Genomic DNA, 18490 nt, shown 5'->3' with positions numbered 1-18490 from the left:
CCACCGGCCGGTCACCGCACAGCGCCGTTACGTGTCGGTGGTTCGTACGCGGAGTTGGGGCTGTCGGCCGAGGAGTTCGGCCAGGCCCTGGCGGGAGGCGGCGAGGACCACACGGTCCTCGGCTCGCAGGACGTATCCGGGGTGGAGGTCCCATACGAGCCCGCCGGGACGGTGGGCGCCGTCGGGCGCGGGTGGGGCGGAGAGGTCGGGCAGCCGCTCGCCCGGCCCGGCCGTGTCCAGGGCCAGGACACGCCAGGCTCCGGGACGGAATGACTCGGCGATCGTACGTCCCTCCAACTGCGGGTGCCCGGCGACCTCCAGAGCGGCGAAGAGCAGCACGCGGCGTTCGACGGGTATGGCCCCGAGAATCCGGCGGCCCATCATGGCCCCCGCGAAGGCGGGGGCCGCGAGGCTGGAGACGCTGCGGCTGCGGGTGAGGGCTCGTGGGTGGGCTGTGCGCAGGGTGCGGTGGACGGCGGTGGCGAAGTCGTCGTCGTACAGCCGCAGAGCCACTCTGAGGTCCTGTTTGACGGAGCGTGCGTAGAGGGCTGCTTCCAGGTTCGTGGTGTCGATGCTGGTGAGGGCGAGCAGAGCATGCGCGCGATGCGTTTTGGCGGCCTCCAGCACGCCTTCCTGCGTGGCGTCCCCGATGACGGTGGGGACGCGCAGACGGCGGGCGAGCGGGATACCTCGCGCTTCGGGGTCCTCTTCCACGCACACCACGGGGATGTCGAGTTCCCTGAGCCGGACCAGCACCCGCGTGCCGATCTTGCCGAGACCGAGCAGGACGACGTGGCCGGACAGGCCACGCGGCGGCCGGCGCAGCGCGGACGCCGTGCGGAAGGCGCCGAGCGCCTCCAGGACAGCCGCGAGCAGCACCGGCATGAGCAGCAGCCCGGCCAGGCCGGCGAGGAGTTGGAGCACCTGGCGTGCCGTGGGCTCGTCGAGCGCCGGGTCGCCCATCGCGAAGAGATCGAGGAGCGTGAGGTAGGAGGCGTGCAGCGGGTGGTCGCCGGTGGTCAGCCAGGTCGCGACGGCCACGCCCAGGACGCAGGCCGCGAGCCCGGCCAGTGACCAGCGCAGTCGGCGGGAGAAGAGCGAGCTCAGCGGCAGTCCGCGTCTCGCCGGTCGTCGCGGGCCGGAACCTGGGGCGGTGTGCGTGACGGTTTCGAGGACGACGGTGCCGTGTCCGGTGGCGGCGGCGATCGTGTCGTCGTCGGGCAGCAGGATGGGTGCCTCCCGGCCGCTGGCGTCCGAACCCTCCGCTCCTGCTGGGTCGTTGGTGGTCGAGGACAGCAGGGCCAGGGTGCACAGGCCGGGATCCAGGGCGTGGTCGGGTGGGGTGCGTTCCACGGCGCGCAGGAGCAGTCCGTCGGCCTGGACGACCTTGCTGGTGCCGGCGACGGCGGTGGCCGCCAGTGCGGGCGCGGCGGTGTCGGCGTCGGAGAGGACGGTGGTGGAGGTGTCGAGGGCCTCGGGGTCCAGTCCGGGGACGGTGAGGGTGGCGGCCTGGTCGAGGAGTTCTTCCAGGTGCTGGCCGAGCCTGCGGTTGTAGAGCCGGATGACCAGGCGCAGCCGGGGGTTGAGGCGGCGGGCGGCCAGCGCGACGTGGATGTTGGTCTCGTCGTCGTCATGGACCAGGGCCAGTGCTGCTGCCTCGCGTACGCCCGCCTCGTCCAAGGCGGCTTCGTCGAGTGCGTCGGCCTCGATGAGGCGAGGCGTAGCGGTGTCACCGGAGGTGGCCGCGGACTCCGTACGACGCATGGCGGCCTGCACGCGGCCGAGCAGTGCCGCGGCGCGTGACCGTCCGGTGGTGGCGCCGGGCCGTCGTGAGGGCGGTACGACGAGCGTGACCCGCTCCCGGTAAACCGTGGCGAGTTCGGCGGCCAGCCGCTCGGCGAGCGTGTCGTCGCCGCACACGATCATGTGTCCCGGACGCGGTACGCCGCGTGCGGGCTGAGGCAACGTGATCACTCGGTACCGCACCCCCGGGTCAGGCGGGAGAGCGGCGGTGCGGGGAGGGGCACCACTCCACCAACCTCCCTGAAGAGCGCGCTGAGCGTCATTTCCGGACCCCCGATCGGCAAGGCTTCCTCCGCCTTCTTCCGCCTGCTTCGGCCGCCTGCTTCCGTCAAGATCGCCGACCGGACTTCCCGGCACGTCGCTGGGAACATAACAGGCTTCTGACATGGCGTCACAGGGGCGCAGACGAGCCGCGGCTACGCCGCCCTGCGTCCCGGCGCCCTCACCGATGAAGCCGGTTCACAGGGGTCTGTTGAAGCCGGTTCACAGGGGTCTGTTCGGCCAGTCGAGCAGCCGGGCTCCGAGCACCGCGGTCTGCAGGGTGTAGCGGTGGGCGGGGTCGGTGGGGTCGTTGCCGGTGAGCGTATGGATGCGTTCCAGCCGGTAGGTCAGCGCGCGCACGCTGAGTGACAGCTGACGGGCGGCCGCGGCGGCCACGCAGCCGGTGTCGAAGTACGCGGTGAGGGTGTCCAGCAGCGGCTGCGCCCCTCCGCGCGCCCGCGCCAGCGGCCCCAGAGTGTGGTCCACCAGGTCCATCAGCGCCTGCCGGTCCCGGGCCAGGACAGGGAAGACCAGTAGGTCGGCGGCGCGCAGCAGCGGGTCGTCGAGGCCCATGCGCTGGGCGACGTCCAGGGCGTTGAGCGCCTCCTCGTAGCTGTGACCGATGCCGACGGTGCCGGTCCGGGGGCGGCCGATGGCGACCTGGCTGGCGCCGGTGGCGGCGTAGACGAGCTTGGCGAAGTGGACGAGGACGTCCTGCTGGTCACCGGGGGCGATGCACACCATGCGCCCGTCCTTCGTGGTGAACAGGATCCGGCGGCTTTCGAACCGTGCGAACAAGTCGTCCGCCACCTGCCGGGGGACGGGGTCGGTCTCGTCGTAGGCCTCCGGTCCCTGGGCCACGGCGACCGCATGGGCGCGGGACAGGCGCAGCCCGAACCGCTCGCAGCGCGAGGCGAGTTGGCCGGGGTCGCCGCGTCTGAGGAGCAGGTCGTCGATGAACTCGCGCCGAGCCGCCTCCTCCTTGCGGACGACAAGTCGCTGGGCACGCTCGTATCCGTCGGCGAAGGCATCGACCGCCTGCTCGATCACGCTCAGGACATGGTCCGGATCGGCTGCCGCGGGGTGGCGCTCGCGGCCGGCGGCGATGTGGGCGCGCACCAGAGCACGCCAGCCGTGCCCGGCCTCGGCCGCCCTGGCGCCCAGAGCGCGACGGGACTCGATCTCGTCGCGGGTCAGGCGGCGGCCCGTGGTGGCGGCGTCCGTGAGGATCCGCTCGAAGCCCTTGAGGAACGTCTCGTCGGCGGTCTGGACGGTCATGTCGTTTCCCCCTCGGTTCGGATGTTGTCGGCCGTTCGGGCGCGCCCGTGGGGAGAGCCGGGGCCTGCGCGATGCCGCACCAGCATGCCCCGCTCCTGCGCGTTCAGCGGTTGGCGTGCGCGGTTGCCTCGACGGGCTCGGCCACCACGGCGGCCTCCAGCGGCTCCTGCCGGGTACGGGTGACGCGGCGGGCGAGGGGCTCGGTCCAGCGGGCGGTGAGCGGACCGAGGACAACCAGGATCAGGACGTAGGCAGTGGCCAGAGGGCCGATGCGCGGTTCGACGCCCACGGCCAGTCCGGCGATGACGATGGAGAACTCGCCGCGGGCGACCAGCGTTCCGCCCGCCCTCCAACGTCCCTTGACCGAGATCTCGGCGCGACGAGCGGCCCAGTACCCGGTGGCGATCTTGGTGAAGGCCGTCACGACGGCGAGGGCGAGCGCCGGCAGGAGAACCGGCGGGATGTCGGCGGGGTCGGTGGACAGGCCGAAGAAGACGAAGAAGACAGCGGCGAACAGATCCCGCAGCGGGGTGAGGAGGTTGCTGGCTCCCTCGGCGACTTCGCCGGACAGGGCGATGCCGACGAGGAAGGCACCGACGGCTGCGGAGACCTGGAGTTCCTGGGCGATGCCGGCGACGAGGAGCGTGAGGCCGAGCACGACCAGCAGGAGCATCTCCGCGTTCTCGGAGGAGACCGCACGGCTGATCAGCCGGCCGTGCCGCAGCGCCAGATACAGGACGGCTCCGACCGTGCCCAGAGCGATCAGCAGGGTGACGGTACCGCCCGCCAGGCTCACCCCGGCGAGCAGGGCGGTCAGGATCGGCAGGTACACCGCCATGGAGAGGTCTTCCAGGACCAGGATGCTGAGGATCACCGGTGTCTCGCGGTTGCCGAGCCGCCTGAGGTCGCCGAGGACCTTGGCGATGACCCCGGACGAGGAGATCCAGGTGACGCCCGCCAGCGCAACGGCGGCGACCGGGCCCCAGCCGAGCAGCAGCGCCATCGCGGCGCCGGGTACCGCGTTCAGGACGAAGTCGACCGCGCCGGAGGGGTACTGGGTCTTGAGGTTGGTGACGAGTTCCGAGGCGCTGTACTCCAGGCCCAGCAGGAGCAGCAGGAGGATGACGCCGATCTCGGCGCCGGTGGCCACGAACTCCTCGCTGGCCTGCAGGGGCAGGATGCCGCCGTGGCCGAAGGCGAGTCCGGCGAGAAGGTAGAGGGGTATGGGTGAGAAGCCCACCCGTCCGGCGAGGCGCCCCAGCAGTCCCAGGGCGAGGATGATGGCCCCGAGTTCGATGAGCATGGCGGTGGTGTCGTGCACGGGCGTCGGTCCTCCGGTTCGGTTCGGCGACGGCTTCTGTGCCTTCTCGGCAACGGGCGGCGAGCGGGTGCTGCGGGTGGGGTCGGCGCGATGTGGCCGGGCGTACGGGATGACGTCATCCGGTGTCCGGGCATGCCTGACCGGGTGTCGGTGCCGCCGGTGGTCGCAGGCCGCCTGCGCATGGGCAGGCCGTCATCTGCCGCTCGGCGGCGGTGTGGATTCAGTCAGGGAGCGCCTGGCGTGTGCGTCGGACCGGCAGGTCAGACGCCGGGAACAGTGCTGCCCGATTCGGGCACGCTGTCACGAGCCGTGTTGTGGATGCGCGCGGCCCTGACAGCAGGGACGGGCGGGCGGCAGGAGGACCCGGTGGCGGGCAGAGCAAAGGCGTGAACAGCACGACCCATGTCACGTCCCCCCGTCGCAGCGAGATCCAGCCCCGCCGGAATGCAATCCCCTAAGAATGAGCAATTGGCCGCTCAATAGAGCATCCTGGCTCGGTAAAGAAGTTTACCGTACGACTAATAACGCATAAGGAATGTGTAGCCACACACCATCAGTAAATGGCGTGCGGATCGCGGCGATTGGGCGAACGGGTGTCCGCCGGACGCTGTTCCGCCGGGGAGGGGCCCTGGGGCGTCGGCCGCACTCCAGGTGCGCGACGGGTCCTCATGTCATCGCTGCGGTCAGGACCGGGGCGGACGGTTGCGGTGCCTGCGCACGGCCCGCTCGGGGTCGAACAGTTCCCCGGCCACACCCGCGAGAACCAGGCCGGCGGCGATGAGCAGCCCGTGGGCCAGGGCGGTGCCGGTGCCCAGCACGGCCAGGGCGACGGCGAGGAGCAGCCAGGCCCGGGTGTGCCGGTACTCGCTGGGGCGACAGGGCTTGCCGGCTCCGAGGGCGTGGGCGAACCGGGGATCGTCGCGGTGCATGCGGGCCTCGATCTCGTGGAGCCGCTGGTCATCGATTTCGGCCATGACGCTTCCCTCCCGGCACCGGGCGGCAGTCGGACATTGCGGTCAGGGGTGCGGCCCATCCAGCCCCGTGAACAACACCAGCCACGCCGCCACACTCACGGCGCCCCCTCCCCCACACCACGCCGACCCGTTCCGGCCGTGCCGGCGCCCGCCATGCGGCGCACCCACCTCGCCGCGGTGCGACGCAACAGCAGCACCAGCAGGACCGGGCCGGAAACGGCCTCGGTGTGGCCAGGACGCCGGGGTGGCACGTACATGACTGCCGGGCTCCTCTCGTGATCCGAGAAGGGGGGATCGGTTACACCCTCGCCCGCGGCCGACCGCGGCCACCATCGGGTCTGGCACCCAAATACGGGCAGGCCAGACCTGTAGGCACGATGTGGAATGGGTGCCAGACCCGATGGACACCCGCCCCGGCCAACGCCCAGGCTGGAGCAGACGACTGCCTCGGACGCAGGCAGACTTCAGTGACCAGCAGGCCCACCGTCCACTTGCCCGGGGAGGCGGTACGGGGAGTGAGGACCACGTCGAGGAGGCGGTACCCGGTGCCCTTGTTCTGGAGAATCTTCCTGCTCAACGCCGTGGTGCTCATCACCGCCACCGCCCTGTTGCTGGGACCGGTGACCGTCTCCACCCCGGTACTGCTCACCGAGGCCGCGGTTCTCACGGTGGGCCTGAGTGTCATGCTCATCGCCAACGCGCTGCTGCTGCGGGTCACCCTCTCCCCGCTGCAACGTCTCACTCGCGCCATGACGACCATCGACCTGCTCCGCCCGGGGCAGCGTCCCGTGGTCGCCGGCCAGGGTGAGGTCGCCGAGCTGATCGCCACGTTCAACACGATGCTCGACCGCCTGGAGGAAGAACGCGCCACCAGCAGCGCCCGTGCCCTGTCCGCCCAGGAGGCCGAACGGCGCCGCATCGCGCAGGAGCTCCACGACGAGGTGGGCCAGACCCTCACCGCCGTGCTGCTCCAGCTCAAACGCGTCGCCGGACATGCCCCGTCCGATCTGCGCGAGGAACTGCACCAGGTGCAGGAGACCACCCGGGGCAGCCTGGACGAAATCCGCCGTATCGCCCGGCGCCTGCGCCCCGGAGTCCTGGACGAACTCGGTCTGGCAAGCGCCCTCAAAGCCCTTACCACCGAGTTCACCAGCCCTGGCCTGACCGTCCAGCACCACCTCGACGCGGACCTGCCGCGCCTCGGCCACGAAACGGAACTGGTCCTCTACCGCGTCGCCCAGGAAGGGCTCACCAACACCGCTCGCCACGCACACGCCCGCCGCGCCGAACTCGCCCTGAACCACACAGCGACCGGAGTGGAGTTGCGCATCCGCGACGACGGGCACGGCGTCGGGGACGCGCCCGAAGGCGCGGGTATCCGCGGCATGCGCGAACGCGCGCTGCTGATCGGCGCCGACCTCACTGTGGGCTCTGGCCCTGGAGGCGGCACGGAAGTCCGCTTGGCTGTCCCTGCCCCTGCCCCTGTATCCGCCCCCGTTCCCGACCGGACCCGCTGACCATGAACGAGCAGACGCCCACCCGGATCCTCCTTGCCGACGACCATGCCCTGGTCCGTCGCGGGGTTCGCCTCATCCTGGACAGCGAACCCGACCTCACCGTCGTCGCCGAGGCCGACAACGGCGCGGAGGCCCTCACCCAGGCCCGCACCCACCGCCCGGACCTGGCCATCCTCGACATCGCCATGCCCCGCCTGACCGGCCTGCAGGCCGCTCGCGAGCTCTCCCGCACCGAGCCGGACCTGCGCATCCTGATCCTGACGATGTACGACAACGAGCAGTACTTCTTCGAAGCGCTCGCCGCGGGAGCCTCCGGCTACGTCCTCAAATCCGTCGCTGACCGGGACCTCGTCGAAGCCTGCCGCGCCACCATGCGCGGCGAGCCCTTCCTCTACCCCGGAGCCGTCAACGCCCTCATCCGCAACTACCTGGACCTCGCCAGGGAAGGCCGCGCCCTGCCCGCCAGGGCCATCACCGACCGCGAGGAGGAGATCCTCAAGCTCGTCGCCGAGGGCCACACCTCTCAGGAGATCGCCGACCTTCTCGTCATCAGCCCCAAGACCGTCGAACGCCACCGCGCCAACCTGCTCCAGAAACTCGGCCTGAAGGACCGCCTGGAACTCACCCGCTACGCCATCCGTGTCGGACTGATCGAACCCTGACCACACGAGGTACTCGGTTACCGCGCGGTGCGGCGGGCCGAGGGGGGCAGGACCAGGGTCGCCCACACCGTTTTGCCACCGGGCACGAGCCGCACCCCCCAGTTCGACGCCAGCGCGGCGATCAGCGCCAGGCCCCGCCCGCTCTCCCCCTCGCATGCGGCCGCCCGTTTCACGATCGGCGCGGCCGAGCCGTCCTGGACCTCCACCCACACCTCACGGCCGCGGATGCCCATGCCGAGGGTCAGCCACGCGCCCGCGCCGTGCAGCACCGCGTTGGTGACCAGCTCGGAGACGATCACTTCCAGTGCGGCAGCGGCATCCCCCTCCACGTCCAGGCCGCACGCCCGGAGCATGTCCAGTGCCCGGTGCCGGGCCCCGGGCACGGTGGCGGGCTCTGCCGGCAGGAGCCAGCAGATCACTCCCTGGGGCGTGCCGGAGGCGGAGAGCTGGGCCGGCAGAGTCGGTCCGCGCGTCAGACGCTTCCCGCCAGAGGCGCTCGTACGGGAAGAAGGCGCGCCTTCCGGCCTGCAGGTGGTGTGGCTCTGGTGCATGGTGTCCCTGTCCTGAGTGGCGCGGAAGCGCTGGGTGCTGAGGTCCAGATCCTTGATCCCGAGGACCGTGGCTCCCATGACTCGCCTTGTGGCATTGACGTTACGGATCCGAACGGCTCTTTTCTTGACCGTCGGAGACACCCACTTGCTCCTGGGTGACATGTCGTAAAACATCTCGTTTGACCAGGCAGTCTCCGGCGCGCATACCATGTGCTCATGGAGTTCGCGGACCACGGCGGTCTGGCGCTCCCGACCAGTACTCCGGGAGCCCTCATCGATGAGGTGACTTCCTTGGGCGCCTGGAAGGACGTCATCCGGGAGAGGTTTGTCTCGCTCCAGATCGCCCCCTCGGACGCCTCCGCGCTCACCGGGACGGTGCACACGAGGCAGATCGCACACCTCACGGCCTCTGCCGTCGCCTCGACGCCGCAGACGTTCACGCGCACACCCCGACTGCTGTCCCACGACAACCGCAGCCTGCTCCAGGTGGGCCTGGTCGAACGTGGCACCGGACACCTTGAGCAGGACGGACGGACCTGCACCCTCGCAGACGGCGACTTCGCCCTCTACGAGACGGCGCGGCCCTTCACCTGGTCTTTGGCCGGAGACTGGCGGCTGCTGGTATTCACCTGGCCCCGCGAAACCGTGCCGCTGTCCGATGCGGAGGGCCAGCGGTTGACTGCGAACACCCTCTGCAGCCGCGAAGGGGTCGGTCTGATCCTTTCGCCGATGCTCGGCCAACTGGTCATGAACCGGACAGGGCTGTCAGTCGCCAACTCCGCGCGACTGGCCGACGAAATAGCAGAGCTCACCATCACCGCGGCTCTGGAAGCGGGACACGTCGACCAGGCCACCAGTCAGACCGACCTGTTCCAGAGGGTCCGGTCCTACATTGAAACGCATCTCGACGACCCGACCCTTGGCCCCCAGCGGATCGCTCAGGAGTTCTTCCTCTCGCCTCGGACGCTGCACCGGCTCTTCGCCCGTCACGACCTCACGGTGCACGCCTGGATCAAGGAACGACGTCTCGAAGCATCCCGACACGCACTCACCGCTCCCGGGTCACAGCATTCCCCGGTGACCGAGGTGGCCACCAGACACGGCTTCCGGGACGCGGCTGTCTTCAGTCGAGCGTTCTCCAGAGCGTACGGGGCAAGTCCCAGCCGCTACCGGATGTTGCACGTCGGGTAAGACCAGTCGCACGATGGGGCGGGACCCCGTCAGGAGGTCCCGCCCCATCTTCAATGGGTCACGCGGCAAAGAGCCATGCGGCATGGGTCATGTGGCAATGGGCCATGCGGCAATGGGCCATGCGATCGGGCTCAGAAACGGTCCGGGGCACGCTCCGGGAGCGGGGACCCGGGGAGCACGTCCCGCTTCTGGTTCTTCCGTGCCTCCGCGTTCGTGTCGGCCGTCGCCTCGCAGGTCACGTCCTTCGCCGGGAGCCTGCCGGTGAACAGGTAGTCGGTGACCGTGCCGTCCGTGCACGCGTTGCCGTTCGGGTAGACGCCATGGCCCTCGCCGCCGAGGACGGTGACCATTTTCGAGCCCTTCAGATCGGCGTGCAGGGCCTGACCGCTGGGCAGCGGAGTCTGCGAGTCCCACTCGTTCTGGACGACCAGGGAACCGACCCTGTTGTTCACGTTGGTTGCCGGCTCCACGGACTTGTCCCAGAACGCACAGGGCTTGATGCTGGACGCGAAGTCACCGTAGAGCGGGTAACGGCCCTTGTCCTCGATGGCGTCCCGCCGGTAGCTCTCAGGATCGCGGGACCACGCGGCCGAGTTGTCGCCGCACACCACGGCCCAGAAGCTCGCCGTCATGTTGTCGGACGGCACCTCGGCGGCCTCGGCGGCGGCGCCCGCAGTCCCGGTCCCCTCGGATCCGGCGAACGCCGCGAGCCTGTCCGCGGAGGCGGGCTCGCCGGCCGCGGCCTTCTTCAGCTCCACGACCCCCTCGGTGGCGTACTCCGGGCTGAAGACCGCCGCGCGCATGCCGCTGCGGATGTCGTCACCGGTGGTCGGCTGCCCCTCCACCTCGATGGGCTTCTCGTCCGCCTGCGCGACCAGGTCCCAGAAGGTCCGGTCGACCTCCTTCGGGGTGTCACCGAGGCCGTACTTCTCCGAACGCTCGGCGGCCCACTCGGTCCACCGGTCGAACGCGGGCTCGGCGCCCTCCGCCCACCACTGGATCATCCCTCGCCAGGCGCGCGCCGGATCGACCCCGCTGTCCAGCACGAACCGGTCGGCCCGGCCCGGGAAGAGCTGGGTGTAGACGGCGCCCAGGTAGGTGCCGTACGAGTAACCCACGTACGAGATCTTCTTCTCACCGAGGATCGCCCGGAGCAGATCCATGTCGCGCGCGGTGTTGCGCGTGGTGATGTGCGGGAGCGTGTCGCCCGCTTTCTCCTTGCACTTGTTCGCGACGTCGCGTGCCCAGGCGACATCCTTGTCGAACGTCTCCTCCTTGTACGGCCGCAGCCAGTTCTCCTCCTCCGGCTCCAGATCGCAGGACACCGGGCTGCTCCGTCCCACACCGCGCGGGTCGAAGCCGACGAGGTCGTACTTCTGCTGTGCGGACTCGGGGAGCCTCTCCTGCATCCCCAGCGGCATGTAGAGCCCCTGCCCCCCCGGGCCGCCGGGGTTGGAGAACAGAACACCGTGCCGCTTGTCGGGCGCGGTGCTCCTGATCCGGGATATGGCTAAGTCGATCCGCTTGCCACCGGGAACCCGGTAGTCCAGCGGGACCTTGATCGTGGCGCACTCGAACTCCGCCGGAGCATCGGCTTCGCACCGCTTCCACTGCGGCTTCTGCTTCAGATACTGGTTCAACGCGCCCGTGGCGGCGGACGAGGAGGCGGTGGACGGAGTGGCGGCCGGAGCGGCGGTGGCCGTCGAGGTGGCAAGCACGGGAGCCAGCGTTGCCGTGACACTCACGGCCAACAGGGGCGCGAGACGTCGTCTGCGCACGATATCGATCCTTCCGGTCGCGTGTTCGGACAGGAAAGATCTTTCAGGAACCGGCCACGCATGCGGATCCCTCGCCGGGCTGCACCTCCCCTCCACCCTGGGAATGACACAACAGTCGTGGCTGGTACCCGAGTTGTAGGGGACGGACCGCCCTCAGCGAGGTACGGCCCGCCTCAGCGCAGCGGCGACATCGGATCTCCGCGTACGTCTGGCGGACACAGTGGCTTCGCGGACACCGGCGGCACGGGCGACAGTTCTGATCCGTGGTCCGGGGCCTCGCCGGCGCTCGCTCCGGCCGGGGCCCGGGCACGGTGGTCAGCAGTGTGCTCCGCGGGCGGCCTCGTGGAGGTGGCGCGTGATGCCGGTGCGGCTGTGCGCTGCCCGGGTGGGCAGCGTGGGGGCGGGACGCGGGCGTGGGCGGCGGATGTTCCAGGGTGGGGTGTGGGAGAGGATGAAGGCGATCCGGTCGGCGAAGCGCGGTTCCGGCACGGGGATTTCCACACCGGGGTGGCGAGCGTAGCCGTTGGTGACGGCGCGGGCGACGTAGTTGGCGACGGCGTCGGCTCGGTGAGTGCGGGTGCGGGTGCCGGGTGTGTGGAGATGGCTGAGGACGCGCAGCACTGTGGCGAGGGTGGCGTCGAAGCGGATCTGGTGGGTGGTCGGGCATCCGCCGGTGAGGCTGAGGGGTTCGGAGTCGGTGGGGGTGTCGAAGCCGGCTTGGTTGTGCCAGAAGGCGGCGGCGTGTTCCTCGCCTCTGGAAAGGTGATGCAGGTAGAGGCAGTACGAGGCGGCGACGTCGCCGGCACCAGCGGCGTATTGCCACCAGAAGCGGGCGCCTTCGTCGGTGTCGGCGAGTTGGAGGGCGCATCCCAGGACCCAGGCGCTGCGTGGTTCGGGTAGTTGTTCGGTGACGAATTCCAGGGTGTCAGGGGTGGAGGAGGCCACGACGGCTTCGCACAGGATTTGCAGCCGGGCCGCGGCGGCAGTGTCGGCGGGGTCATCGTCGACGAGGGCTGTGCCGTCGGGTGTGAGGACGGGGTAGACGCAGTCTTCGTAGGGGACGGTGTCGGTGGGCACGCGGGGGCTGTTGCGTAGCAAGGCGCGGGCCAGGAGTTGATCGATGGCGGTCATAGCAGGGTGTCACTCCAGGGAGTTCTACGAACGGTGGAGCATGCTTTCGAGGGCAGCGCGAGCATGGTGGTCGATGGCGTGGGCGATGGCCGGGGTCAGGCCGAGAATGTCGGGGATGGTGTCGGGGTTCATGCCGCACAGGTAGCGCAGCACGGCAACGTCCATCTCGCGGTGCGGCAGGCGGGCGATGGCGTCGAAGAGGTTGATCAGGTCGCTGAGGCCGGTAAATCCGGTCTCCGGGTCAGCGTTCTGGGCGCCTGTGGCGGAGAAGGCGGCGGCGCGCAGGTCGGGGTGGCCGTCGCGATGACGGTCGACTCGGGCCATGACACGGGAGCGCAGAAGGCGCCAGGCGTAGCGGCGGATGTCGGGGCTGTTGGCGGCGTCGGTCCAGCACAGCCAGAGGATGTCGAAGGTTTCCGAGACGACCCAGCGGGCCCGGTGGTCGGTCAGGAGTAAAGCGCGGGCGTACTCGGCGTAGGGGGCGCGCATTGCCTCGGTGAAGCCTTGGTGCGCTATGGGCTGGGTTTCCGGCTCCAGGAGGACCTGCTGTATGCAGTGATGTATCCAGTTGGGTTCTTTGTGTGCCTCTCGGGCTGCTGCGGTCCACAGTCGGCGTGTGGGCTGCACGGGCAGTCCCAGGGCGCGGACCACGCTGAAGGTGATCTCCCAGGCGGGGTAGTAGCCGTTGCCGCGTAGCAGTTCACTGATGCGGGTCTTGGAGTAGCCGGAACGGTCGACGAGGTCGTTGAGGGTCAGGCCGCTGGCGAACAGGGTGCTGCGGACGGGCTCCAGCCAGGCGCGGTGGGTGACACCGGCGGTCTCGGAGATGGGGGCCGGTTTCCGGCCGCGCTTGGGCCCGGGTTCTGAGGGAGGGTGCTGCTCAGGCAGCGAGAACGACCCCGTCATCGGCACGTTTCCTCCCGTCCGCCGTCGCCGATCGGCGGGTCGCTCGCCGGGCGGGGCCCGTCGGGGGCGGTCAGGGCCTGCACGATCTGTTGCACGAGCAGGCCCAGAGAGGGCAACAGTGCGGCAGCCGCCGCGACTTGGCCCAGCACGGTCATGACCGTGCTCCACGTGAGGACCGCTACCAGAACGGCAACGGTCACCACCTTCTTACTCGACATTGCACGTCTTCTTCTCTGCCGGGTTGGGAAACGTCCCTGCCGACGGCGGTGCTGAAGCGCCGTCAGCGGGGTGCCCCAGCATGACCCGCCCTGCACCCGCGATGCCATGTGATCATGGAGGTACGGAACAATGCTTCCGTGACAGCTGGTCACTCCTCCCTCTGTAGCGCGCGGCCGCAAATGAGCCCGGGTTCAACACTTTTGGGCGCTAACAGTCCTTTCTCCTTGCGTCCCGCCGCCCATCCCCCACCATGGACAGAAGAGGCGCCACTCGACGCCGCACCTTCCTGCCGGAAGGCCGTGCGGCCCCCTGTGCTGAAGAACAACCAAGAGGGGGCCGCACACTTCGCAACCTAAAAGGAGTCAGAACTCCTGATTGGCACACCCGAGCCTCGAACTGTCCTCTTGCAGAGGTGGGTTGGCCTGCCTACCGACCGCCTCATCAAACTTCACCAGTATCCCGCAAAGCGGGAGTGCCAGGTTGGCGCAAACCATCGACGGAAACGCTCAGCGAGGTTGCCAGCTCAGCGCACTCCTGACTTCACTCCCACGAATGAGCACCCACCCTGAACAGGCAGTTTCCCCAGCCCCTTCCGTGAGGCGGAAGAGGTATTGCGGCGCCCCGACGCCCTTCCGGACGATGTCGCCACCACCCAACGACGGGAGCCGCAGCCATGCCGCACATGACGACATTCGCCAGAAACCAGTGGTACGTCGCCGCCTACTCCCATGAGGTCGGGCGCGAGTTGCTCGGTCGTACGATCCTGGGCGAGCCGCTCGTCCTCTATCGGACCGAGGAGCAGGGGACGCCCGTCGCGCTGCACGACCGGTGTGTGCACCGGCGTTACCCGCTGTCGCACAGCGGGCTGGACGGGGACCGGATCGTGTGCGGCTACCACGGCTTCACGTACGACACGACCGGAACCTGTGTGTACGTGCCGGGGCAGAAGCGTGTGCCGCGCACCGCCCGCGTCGCCTCGTACCCCGTCGTAGAGCGGGACTCCCTGATCTGGGTGTGGATCGGCGACCCGGACCTCGCCGACGCGGGGACCATCCCGCGGGCCGAGCACCTCGACTCCCCCGGCTGGGTCACCGTGCGCGGCATGGAGCCCATCGACGCCGACTACGGCCTCCTCGTCGACAACCTCCTCGACCTCTCCCACGAGACCTATCTGCACGGCGGGTACATCGGCACCCCGGAGGTCGCCGAGACGCCGATCAGGACGGAGGTCGACGAGGGCGCGGGGATCGTACGCGTCAGCCGGCACATGGACAACGCCGAGTGCCCGCCGTTCTACGCCAGGTCGACCGGCATCGAGGGCCGGATCACCCGCTGGCAGGACATCGAGTACCACGCGCCGTGTCTGTACCTGCTGCACAGCCGTATCGCCCCGGTCGGCGTGCTGCCCGAGGCGGACGGCAGCGACCCGCACGGCTTCCACACCGAGATCACGTACGCGATCACGCCGTCCGCCGACGGCAAGGTGTACGACTTCTGGATGGTCTCGCGTGACTGGGCGATCGACGACGACGAGGTCACCGAGTTCCTGCGAGGCAACAACCACACGGTCGTCATGCAGGACGTGACCGCGCTCAACCTGCTCCAGGAGACGCTCGGCACCGAGCGCACCGGCTACCAGGAGCTGAGCATCAACATCGACACCGGAGGTCTCGCCGCCCGCCGTATTCTGGCCCGGCTGGTCGAGGAGGGCGCGAAGCCCGTGGAGAAGGTCCAGTGACGACGCCCCCTCCTTCCGCAGCACGCGAGATCTACCGCATCGACTGGCTGCCGGGCACGGACCTCCTGCACGGCACCTGTCACTGCGGCCGCGAGCACACCTCGCAGGACCCCGTCGAGATGTGGGAGTGGATGCTCGCCCACCCACAAGGACACGAGCCACAAGGGCACGAGCCGCCAGGACATCAACCGCCAGGACATCAGCGGCAAGGAAACGGCTCATGAGCGGGTACGAAGCCGAACTCCTCCTCCAGCGCCGGGAGTTCGCGGCCGACGGGGTGCTCACCCTTTCCCTGAGCCACCCGCTGGGCGAGGAACTCCCCGTCTGGGAGCCGGGCGCGCACATCGATGTGTTGCTCGGACCGGGCCTGGAGCGCCAGTACTCGCTGTGCGGGGACCCGGCGGACCGGCGGACCTGGCGGATCGGCGTCCTGCGTGAACCCGAGGGGCGCGGTGGATCCGCGTATGTCCACGAGGAGTTGCGGACGGGCGACAAGGTGCGCGTACGGGGGCCGCGGAACAACTTCGCGCTCCGGCCCGCCCCTCGCTACCGCTTCATCGCGGGCGGCATCGGAATCACCCCGATCCTGCCGATGCTGGCGGCGGCGGAGGCGGACGGCGCCGAGTGGTCGCTGTTGTACGGGGGCCGTACGCGCGACTCCATGGCGTTCACCGGGGAGTTGGGCGCGTACGGCGACCGCGTGACCATCGCCCCGCAGGACGAGACCGGGCTGCTGGACCTCGGTTCCGTGCTCGACGACGTGCCCCACGGCACCCTCGTGTACTGCTGCGGTCCGGGTCCGCTGCTGGACGCGGTCGAGGAGCGCTGCCCGGGCGGGCTGCTGCAGGTGGAGCGGTTCCGGCCGAAGGAGCAGGAGACGGGCCCGGACGGGGAGTTCGAGGTCGTGCTGGAGCGCACCGGGAAGACCCTGACCGTGCCCGTGGGCGTGTCCGTCCTCGACACGGTGCGGGCCGCGGGCGTCGAGGTGCTCTACTCCTGCACCGAGGGCACGTGCGGGACCTGTGAGACGGACGTCCTGGAGGGCACCCCGGACCACCGTGACTCGGTGCTCAGCGACGCGGAGCGCGAGGCCGGGGACACCATGCTCATCTGTGTGTCCCGATGCCGGGGGCGGCGGCTGGTGCTCGACCTGTAGCGGCGGTCGCCTCCCTGAGGTCGGCCTCGATCCGGGCGACCGTGGCCAGCAGATGCGGCAGCAGGTCACGGCGCACGGACTCCACCGAGTTACGGCCGGCGGCCACGGGGATGTTCACGGCCGCCACCACCTCGCCGTCCCGGTCACGCACCGGGACGGCGACCGATCGGAGCCCCTCCTCCAGTTCCTGGTCGACGATGGCGTATCCCTGCCGCCGCACCCGCCGGAGCTCGGCCCTGAGCGGCTCCGGGGAGACGAGCGTGCGGGCGGTCAGGGGCCGTAGATCGACGCGGGCCAGCCGGGTCTCGATCTCCTCGTCCGGCAGTTGCGCGAGGATCACCCGGCCCACCGACGTGACGTGGGCCGGGAAGCGGGTGCCGACAGTGATCGTCGCGGTCATGATGCGCCGTGTGGGCACCCGCGCCACGTACACGATGTCGTCGCCGTCCAGGACGCACAGCGACGACGACTCCCGTACCTGCGCCACCAGGTGCTCCAGGTGCGGCTCGGCGAGCTCGGGCAGCGTGAAACCCGCCAGGTACGCGTAGCCGAGTTCGAGCACGCGCGGGGTGAGCCGGAACAGGCGGCCGTCGGTGTGGACGTACCCGAGGTCGACGAGGGTGAGCAGGAAGCGGCGGGCCGCCGCCCGGGTCAGGTCGCAGGAGCGGGCGACCTCGCTGAGCGTCAGCGAGGGGCGTTCGGCGCCGAAGGCGCGGATGACCGCGAGACCACGCTCGAAGGACCGGACGAAGTGCGGTTCGCGGGCTCCAGCGGACATCGTCGCCTCCACGAGGAAGCATAGGAAGCGGACGCCCGGCGGTGACGCCCCGGCCGACGCGCTCGGTACGCACGGGAGTGCGCTCTGCGCACGCTAGGAGCACGCTTCGGCAACTGTCAACGACCTTGCGCGGCAAGGGCATTGACCCGTTCCCGGCGACGCTCTACGTTCCCGCTGAGCACCCGTGTGCGGTCTGCGCACAGCCAGTCGAAGAGCTGTCCCACTAGGGGGATTCATGCGTCGTCTGCTCATCCGCCTCGCGGCCGGCACCGTGTTCGTCGCCGCGACGGCCTGCGGTTCGTCCGACTCCTCCGGCTCCGACGGTGGGGAGAAGGGGTCCGGCGGTACCACCACGGTCAAGGTCGGAGTCGTTCCCGTCCTGGACGTCGCGCCCCTCTACCTGGGCCAGAAGCAGGGCTTCTACTCCAAGCGCGGGATCAAACTGGAGACGAGCCTCGCCCAGGGCGGGGCGGCGGTCGTGCCCGGTGTCGTCTCCGGCCAGTTCCAGTTCGGCTTCAGCAACACGACGTCCCTGCTGGTCGCCCAGTCCAAGAACGTGCCCGTGAAGGCCGTGGCCAACGGCGCCTCCTCCACCGCCAAGGACGGTGCCGACTTCGCGGGCCTCACGGTGAAGAAGGGCAGTCCCTTCACGTCCCCGAAGCAGTTGGAGGGCAAGAAAGCCGCCGTCAACACGCTCAACAACATCTGTGACACCTCGATCAGGGAGTCGGTCCGCAAGGACGGCGGCGACCCGTCCAAGGTCGAGTTCGTCGAGATGCCCTTCGACCAGATGCCGGCAGCGCTCGACAAGGGACAGGTGGACGGAGCCTGCACCCCGGAACCCGCGCTCGCCACCGTCAAGGCAGCGGGCGGTAAGTCCATCGCGTCCATCTTCTACGACGTGGACCCGAACCTCACCGTGGCCATGTACTTCACCTCCCAGCAGTACGCCCAGAAGAACCCGGACGTGGTGAAGAGGTTCCAGGAGGCCACGGCCGAATCGCTCGACTACGCCGACAGCCACCCCGACGAGGTCCGCCAGATCCTCACCACGTACACGAAGATCCCGGACACCCTGCTGGACACGCTGACCCTGCCCCGCTGGCCCGCCGAGCCGGACCGTGGCTCCATCGAGCGGCTCACCGAACTGGGTGTGCAGGACGGCCTGTTCAAGGAGGTCCCGGACCTGGACACGCTGCTGCCGTGAAGGACGGGCAAAGGGACAG

18 protein-coding genes are annotated in these 18490 nt (G+C 69.7%); 7 read left to right on the top strand and 11 right to left on the bottom strand.

What is annotated here, in order from left to right; all coding sequences use genetic code 11:
• Positions 1–27 precede the first annotated feature (27 nt).
• From E0500_RS23940 to E0500_RS23920, 5 genes are all read right to left on the bottom strand, one after another.
• On the bottom strand, positions 28–1926 hold the full coding sequence (locus E0500_RS23940) for an NAD(P)-binding protein (RefSeq protein ID WP_131563641.1): 1899 nt from the start codon (positions 1924–1926) through the stop codon (positions 28–30).
• A gap of 360 nt (positions 1927–2286) precedes the next feature.
• Positions 2287–3342: a CdaR family transcriptional regulator gene (locus E0500_RS23935; RefSeq protein ID WP_131563632.1), complete on the bottom strand. Its 1056-nt coding sequence runs from the start codon at positions 3340–3342 to the stop codon at positions 2287–2289.
• Between the two features lie 103 nt (positions 3343–3445).
• Complete coding sequence (locus tag E0500_RS23930) at positions 3446–4663, bottom strand: cation:proton antiporter (protein WP_165935002.1); 1218 nt, start codon at positions 4661–4663, stop codon at positions 3446–3448.
• Positions 4664–5346: 683 nt separating this feature from the next.
• On the bottom strand, positions 5347–5637 hold the full coding sequence (locus E0500_RS23925) for a DUF3040 domain-containing protein (protein ID WP_131563631.1): 291 nt from the start codon (positions 5635–5637) through the stop codon (positions 5347–5349).
• Positions 5638–5732: 95 nt separating this feature from the next.
• Entirely contained in the window at positions 5733–5894 is a 162-nt protein-coding gene (locus E0500_RS23920) for a hypothetical protein (RefSeq protein WP_165935001.1), read from the bottom strand.
• 288 nt (positions 5895–6182) lie between these two features.
• Between E0500_RS23920 and E0500_RS23915 the strand changes: the two genes are divergently transcribed.
• A complete protein-coding gene (locus tag E0500_RS23915) occupies positions 6183–7154 on the top strand; it encodes a sensor histidine kinase (protein WP_131563630.1) in 972 nt (323 codons plus the stop codon).
• Positions 7155–7156: 2 nt separating this feature from the next.
• Positions 7157–7816, top strand: coding sequence for a response regulator transcription factor (locus E0500_RS23910; RefSeq protein ID WP_131563629.1), 660 nt, complete (start codon positions 7157–7159; stop codon positions 7814–7816).
• Positions 7817–7833: 17 nt separating this feature from the next.
• On the opposite strand, the gene E0500_RS23905 is transcribed toward E0500_RS23910, so the two are convergent.
• Positions 7834–8445 (bottom strand): ATP-binding protein, encoded by a 612-nt coding sequence (locus E0500_RS23905; protein WP_165935000.1) that lies wholly within the window; start codon positions 8443–8445, stop codon positions 7834–7836.
• Positions 8446–8583: 138 nt separating this feature from the next.
• Here E0500_RS23905 and E0500_RS23900 point away from each other — a divergent pair, with 138 nt between their 5' ends.
• Positions 8584–9558, top strand: a complete 975-nt coding sequence (locus E0500_RS23900) for a helix-turn-helix domain-containing protein (protein ID WP_131563627.1) — start codon at positions 8584–8586, stop codon at positions 9556–9558.
• A 131-nt stretch (positions 9559–9689) separates the two neighbouring features.
• Here E0500_RS23900 and E0500_RS23895 read toward each other — a convergent pair whose 3' ends face one another.
• The 4 genes from E0500_RS23895 to E0500_RS23880 form a co-directional block, all read right to left on the bottom strand.
• On the bottom strand, positions 9690–11336 hold the full coding sequence (locus E0500_RS23895; protein ID WP_131563626.1) for an alpha/beta hydrolase: 1647 nt from the start codon (positions 11334–11336) through the stop codon (positions 9690–9692).
• A gap of 315 nt (positions 11337–11651) precedes the next feature.
• Positions 11652–12467, bottom strand: a complete 816-nt coding sequence (locus E0500_RS23890; protein ID WP_131563625.1) for a hypothetical protein — start codon at positions 12465–12467, stop codon at positions 11652–11654.
• 24 nt (positions 12468–12491) lie between these two features.
• Entirely contained in the window at positions 12492–13373 is an 882-nt protein-coding gene (locus tag E0500_RS23885; RefSeq protein WP_131563624.1) for a helix-turn-helix domain-containing protein, read from the bottom strand.
• Complete coding sequence (locus E0500_RS23880) at positions 13370–13591, bottom strand: hypothetical protein (RefSeq protein ID WP_131563623.1); 222 nt, start codon at positions 13589–13591, stop codon at positions 13370–13372. The genes E0500_RS23885 and E0500_RS23880 overlap by 4 nt, the downstream gene beginning before the upstream one ends.
• Positions 13592–14265: 674 nt before the next feature.
• On the opposite strand from E0500_RS23880, the gene E0500_RS23875 reads away from it, so the two are divergent.
• From E0500_RS23875 to E0500_RS23870, 3 genes are read left to right on the top strand one after another with little or no spacing between them, the layout of a single operon-like run.
• On the top strand, positions 14266–15330 hold the full coding sequence (locus E0500_RS23875; RefSeq protein WP_181587109.1) for an aromatic ring-hydroxylating dioxygenase subunit alpha: 1065 nt from the start codon (positions 14266–14268) through the stop codon (positions 15328–15330).
• Positions 15327–15554, top strand: a complete 228-nt coding sequence (locus tag E0500_RS45035) for a hypothetical protein (RefSeq protein ID WP_131563621.1) — start codon at positions 15327–15329, stop codon at positions 15552–15554. The genes E0500_RS23875 and E0500_RS45035 overlap by 4 nt, the downstream gene beginning before the upstream one ends.
• Positions 15551–16486: a PDR/VanB family oxidoreductase gene (locus tag E0500_RS23870; protein ID WP_131563620.1), complete on the top strand. Its 936-nt coding sequence runs from the start codon at positions 15551–15553 to the stop codon at positions 16484–16486. Before E0500_RS45035 ends, E0500_RS23870 begins: the two co-directional genes overlap by 4 nt.
• Here E0500_RS23870 and E0500_RS23865 read toward each other — a convergent pair.
• Positions 16437–17264, bottom strand: a complete 828-nt coding sequence (locus tag E0500_RS23865) for an IclR family transcriptional regulator C-terminal domain-containing protein (protein ID WP_131563619.1) — start codon at positions 17262–17264, stop codon at positions 16437–16439. The two genes, E0500_RS23870 and E0500_RS23865, sit on opposite strands and share 50 nt — an antisense overlap.
• 235 nt (positions 17265–17499) lie before the next feature.
• On the opposite strand from E0500_RS23865, the gene E0500_RS23860 reads away from it, so the two are divergent.
• On the top strand, positions 17500–18471 hold the full coding sequence (locus E0500_RS23860) for an ABC transporter substrate-binding protein (RefSeq protein ID WP_131563618.1): 972 nt from the start codon (positions 17500–17502) through the stop codon (positions 18469–18471).
• The last annotated feature ends 19 nt before the right edge of the window (positions 18472–18490 follow it).

The sequence above is a fragment of the Streptomyces sp. KM273126 genome (assembly GCF_004337435.2).
Taxonomy (GTDB): Bacteria; Actinomycetota; Actinomycetes; order Streptomycetales; family Streptomycetaceae; genus Streptomyces; species Streptomyces acidicola.
This window is presented reverse-complemented; position numbering and strand designations above follow the sequence as displayed.

Bases quoted from the DNA above. Each gene is read 5' to 3' on its own strand.
- E0500_RS23910 (WP_131563629.1), top strand. From the start codon at position 7,157: ATGAACGAGCAGACGCCCACCCGGATCCTCCTTGCCGACGACCATGCC.
- E0500_RS23880 (WP_131563623.1), bottom strand. From the start codon at position 13,591: ATGTCGAGTAAGAAGGTGGTGACCGTTGCCGTTCTGGTAGCGGTCCTC.
- E0500_RS23890 (WP_131563625.1), bottom strand. From the start codon at position 12,467: ATGACCGCCATCGATCAACTCCTGGCCCGCGCCTTGCTACGCAACAGC.
- E0500_RS23940 (WP_131563641.1), bottom strand. From the start codon at position 1,926: ATGATCGTGTGCGGCGACGACACGCTCGCCGAGCGGCTGGCCGCCGAA.
- E0500_RS23885 (WP_131563624.1), bottom strand. From the start codon at position 13,373: ATGACGGGGTCGTTCTCGCTGCCTGAGCAGCACCCTCCCTCAGAACCC.
- E0500_RS23905 (WP_165935000.1), bottom strand. From the start codon at position 8,445: ATGGGAGCCACGGTCCTCGGGATCAAGGATCTGGACCTCAGCACCCAG.
- E0500_RS23900 (WP_131563627.1), top strand. From the start codon at position 8,584: ATGGAGTTCGCGGACCACGGCGGTCTGGCGCTCCCGACCAGTACTCCG.
- E0500_RS23925 (WP_131563631.1), bottom strand. From the start codon at position 5,637: ATGGCCGAAATCGATGACCAGCGGCTCCACGAGATCGAGGCCCGCATG.
- E0500_RS23875 (WP_181587109.1), top strand. From the start codon at position 14,266: ATGCCGCACATGACGACATTCGCCAGAAACCAGTGGTACGTCGCCGCC.
- E0500_RS23860 (WP_131563618.1), top strand. From the start codon at position 17,500: ATGCGTCGTCTGCTCATCCGCCTCGCGGCCGGCACCGTGTTCGTCGCC.
- E0500_RS23935 (WP_131563632.1), bottom strand. From the start codon at position 3,342: ATGACCGTCCAGACCGCCGACGAGACGTTCCTCAAGGGCTTCGAGCGG.
- E0500_RS23865 (WP_131563619.1), bottom strand. From the start codon at position 17,264: ATGTCCGCTGGAGCCCGCGAACCGCACTTCGTCCGGTCCTTCGAGCGT.
- E0500_RS23870 (WP_131563620.1), top strand. From the start codon at position 15,551: ATGAGCGGGTACGAAGCCGAACTCCTCCTCCAGCGCCGGGAGTTCGCG.
- E0500_RS23920 (WP_165935001.1), bottom strand. From the start codon at position 5,894: ATGTACGTGCCACCCCGGCGTCCTGGCCACACCGAGGCCGTTTCCGGC.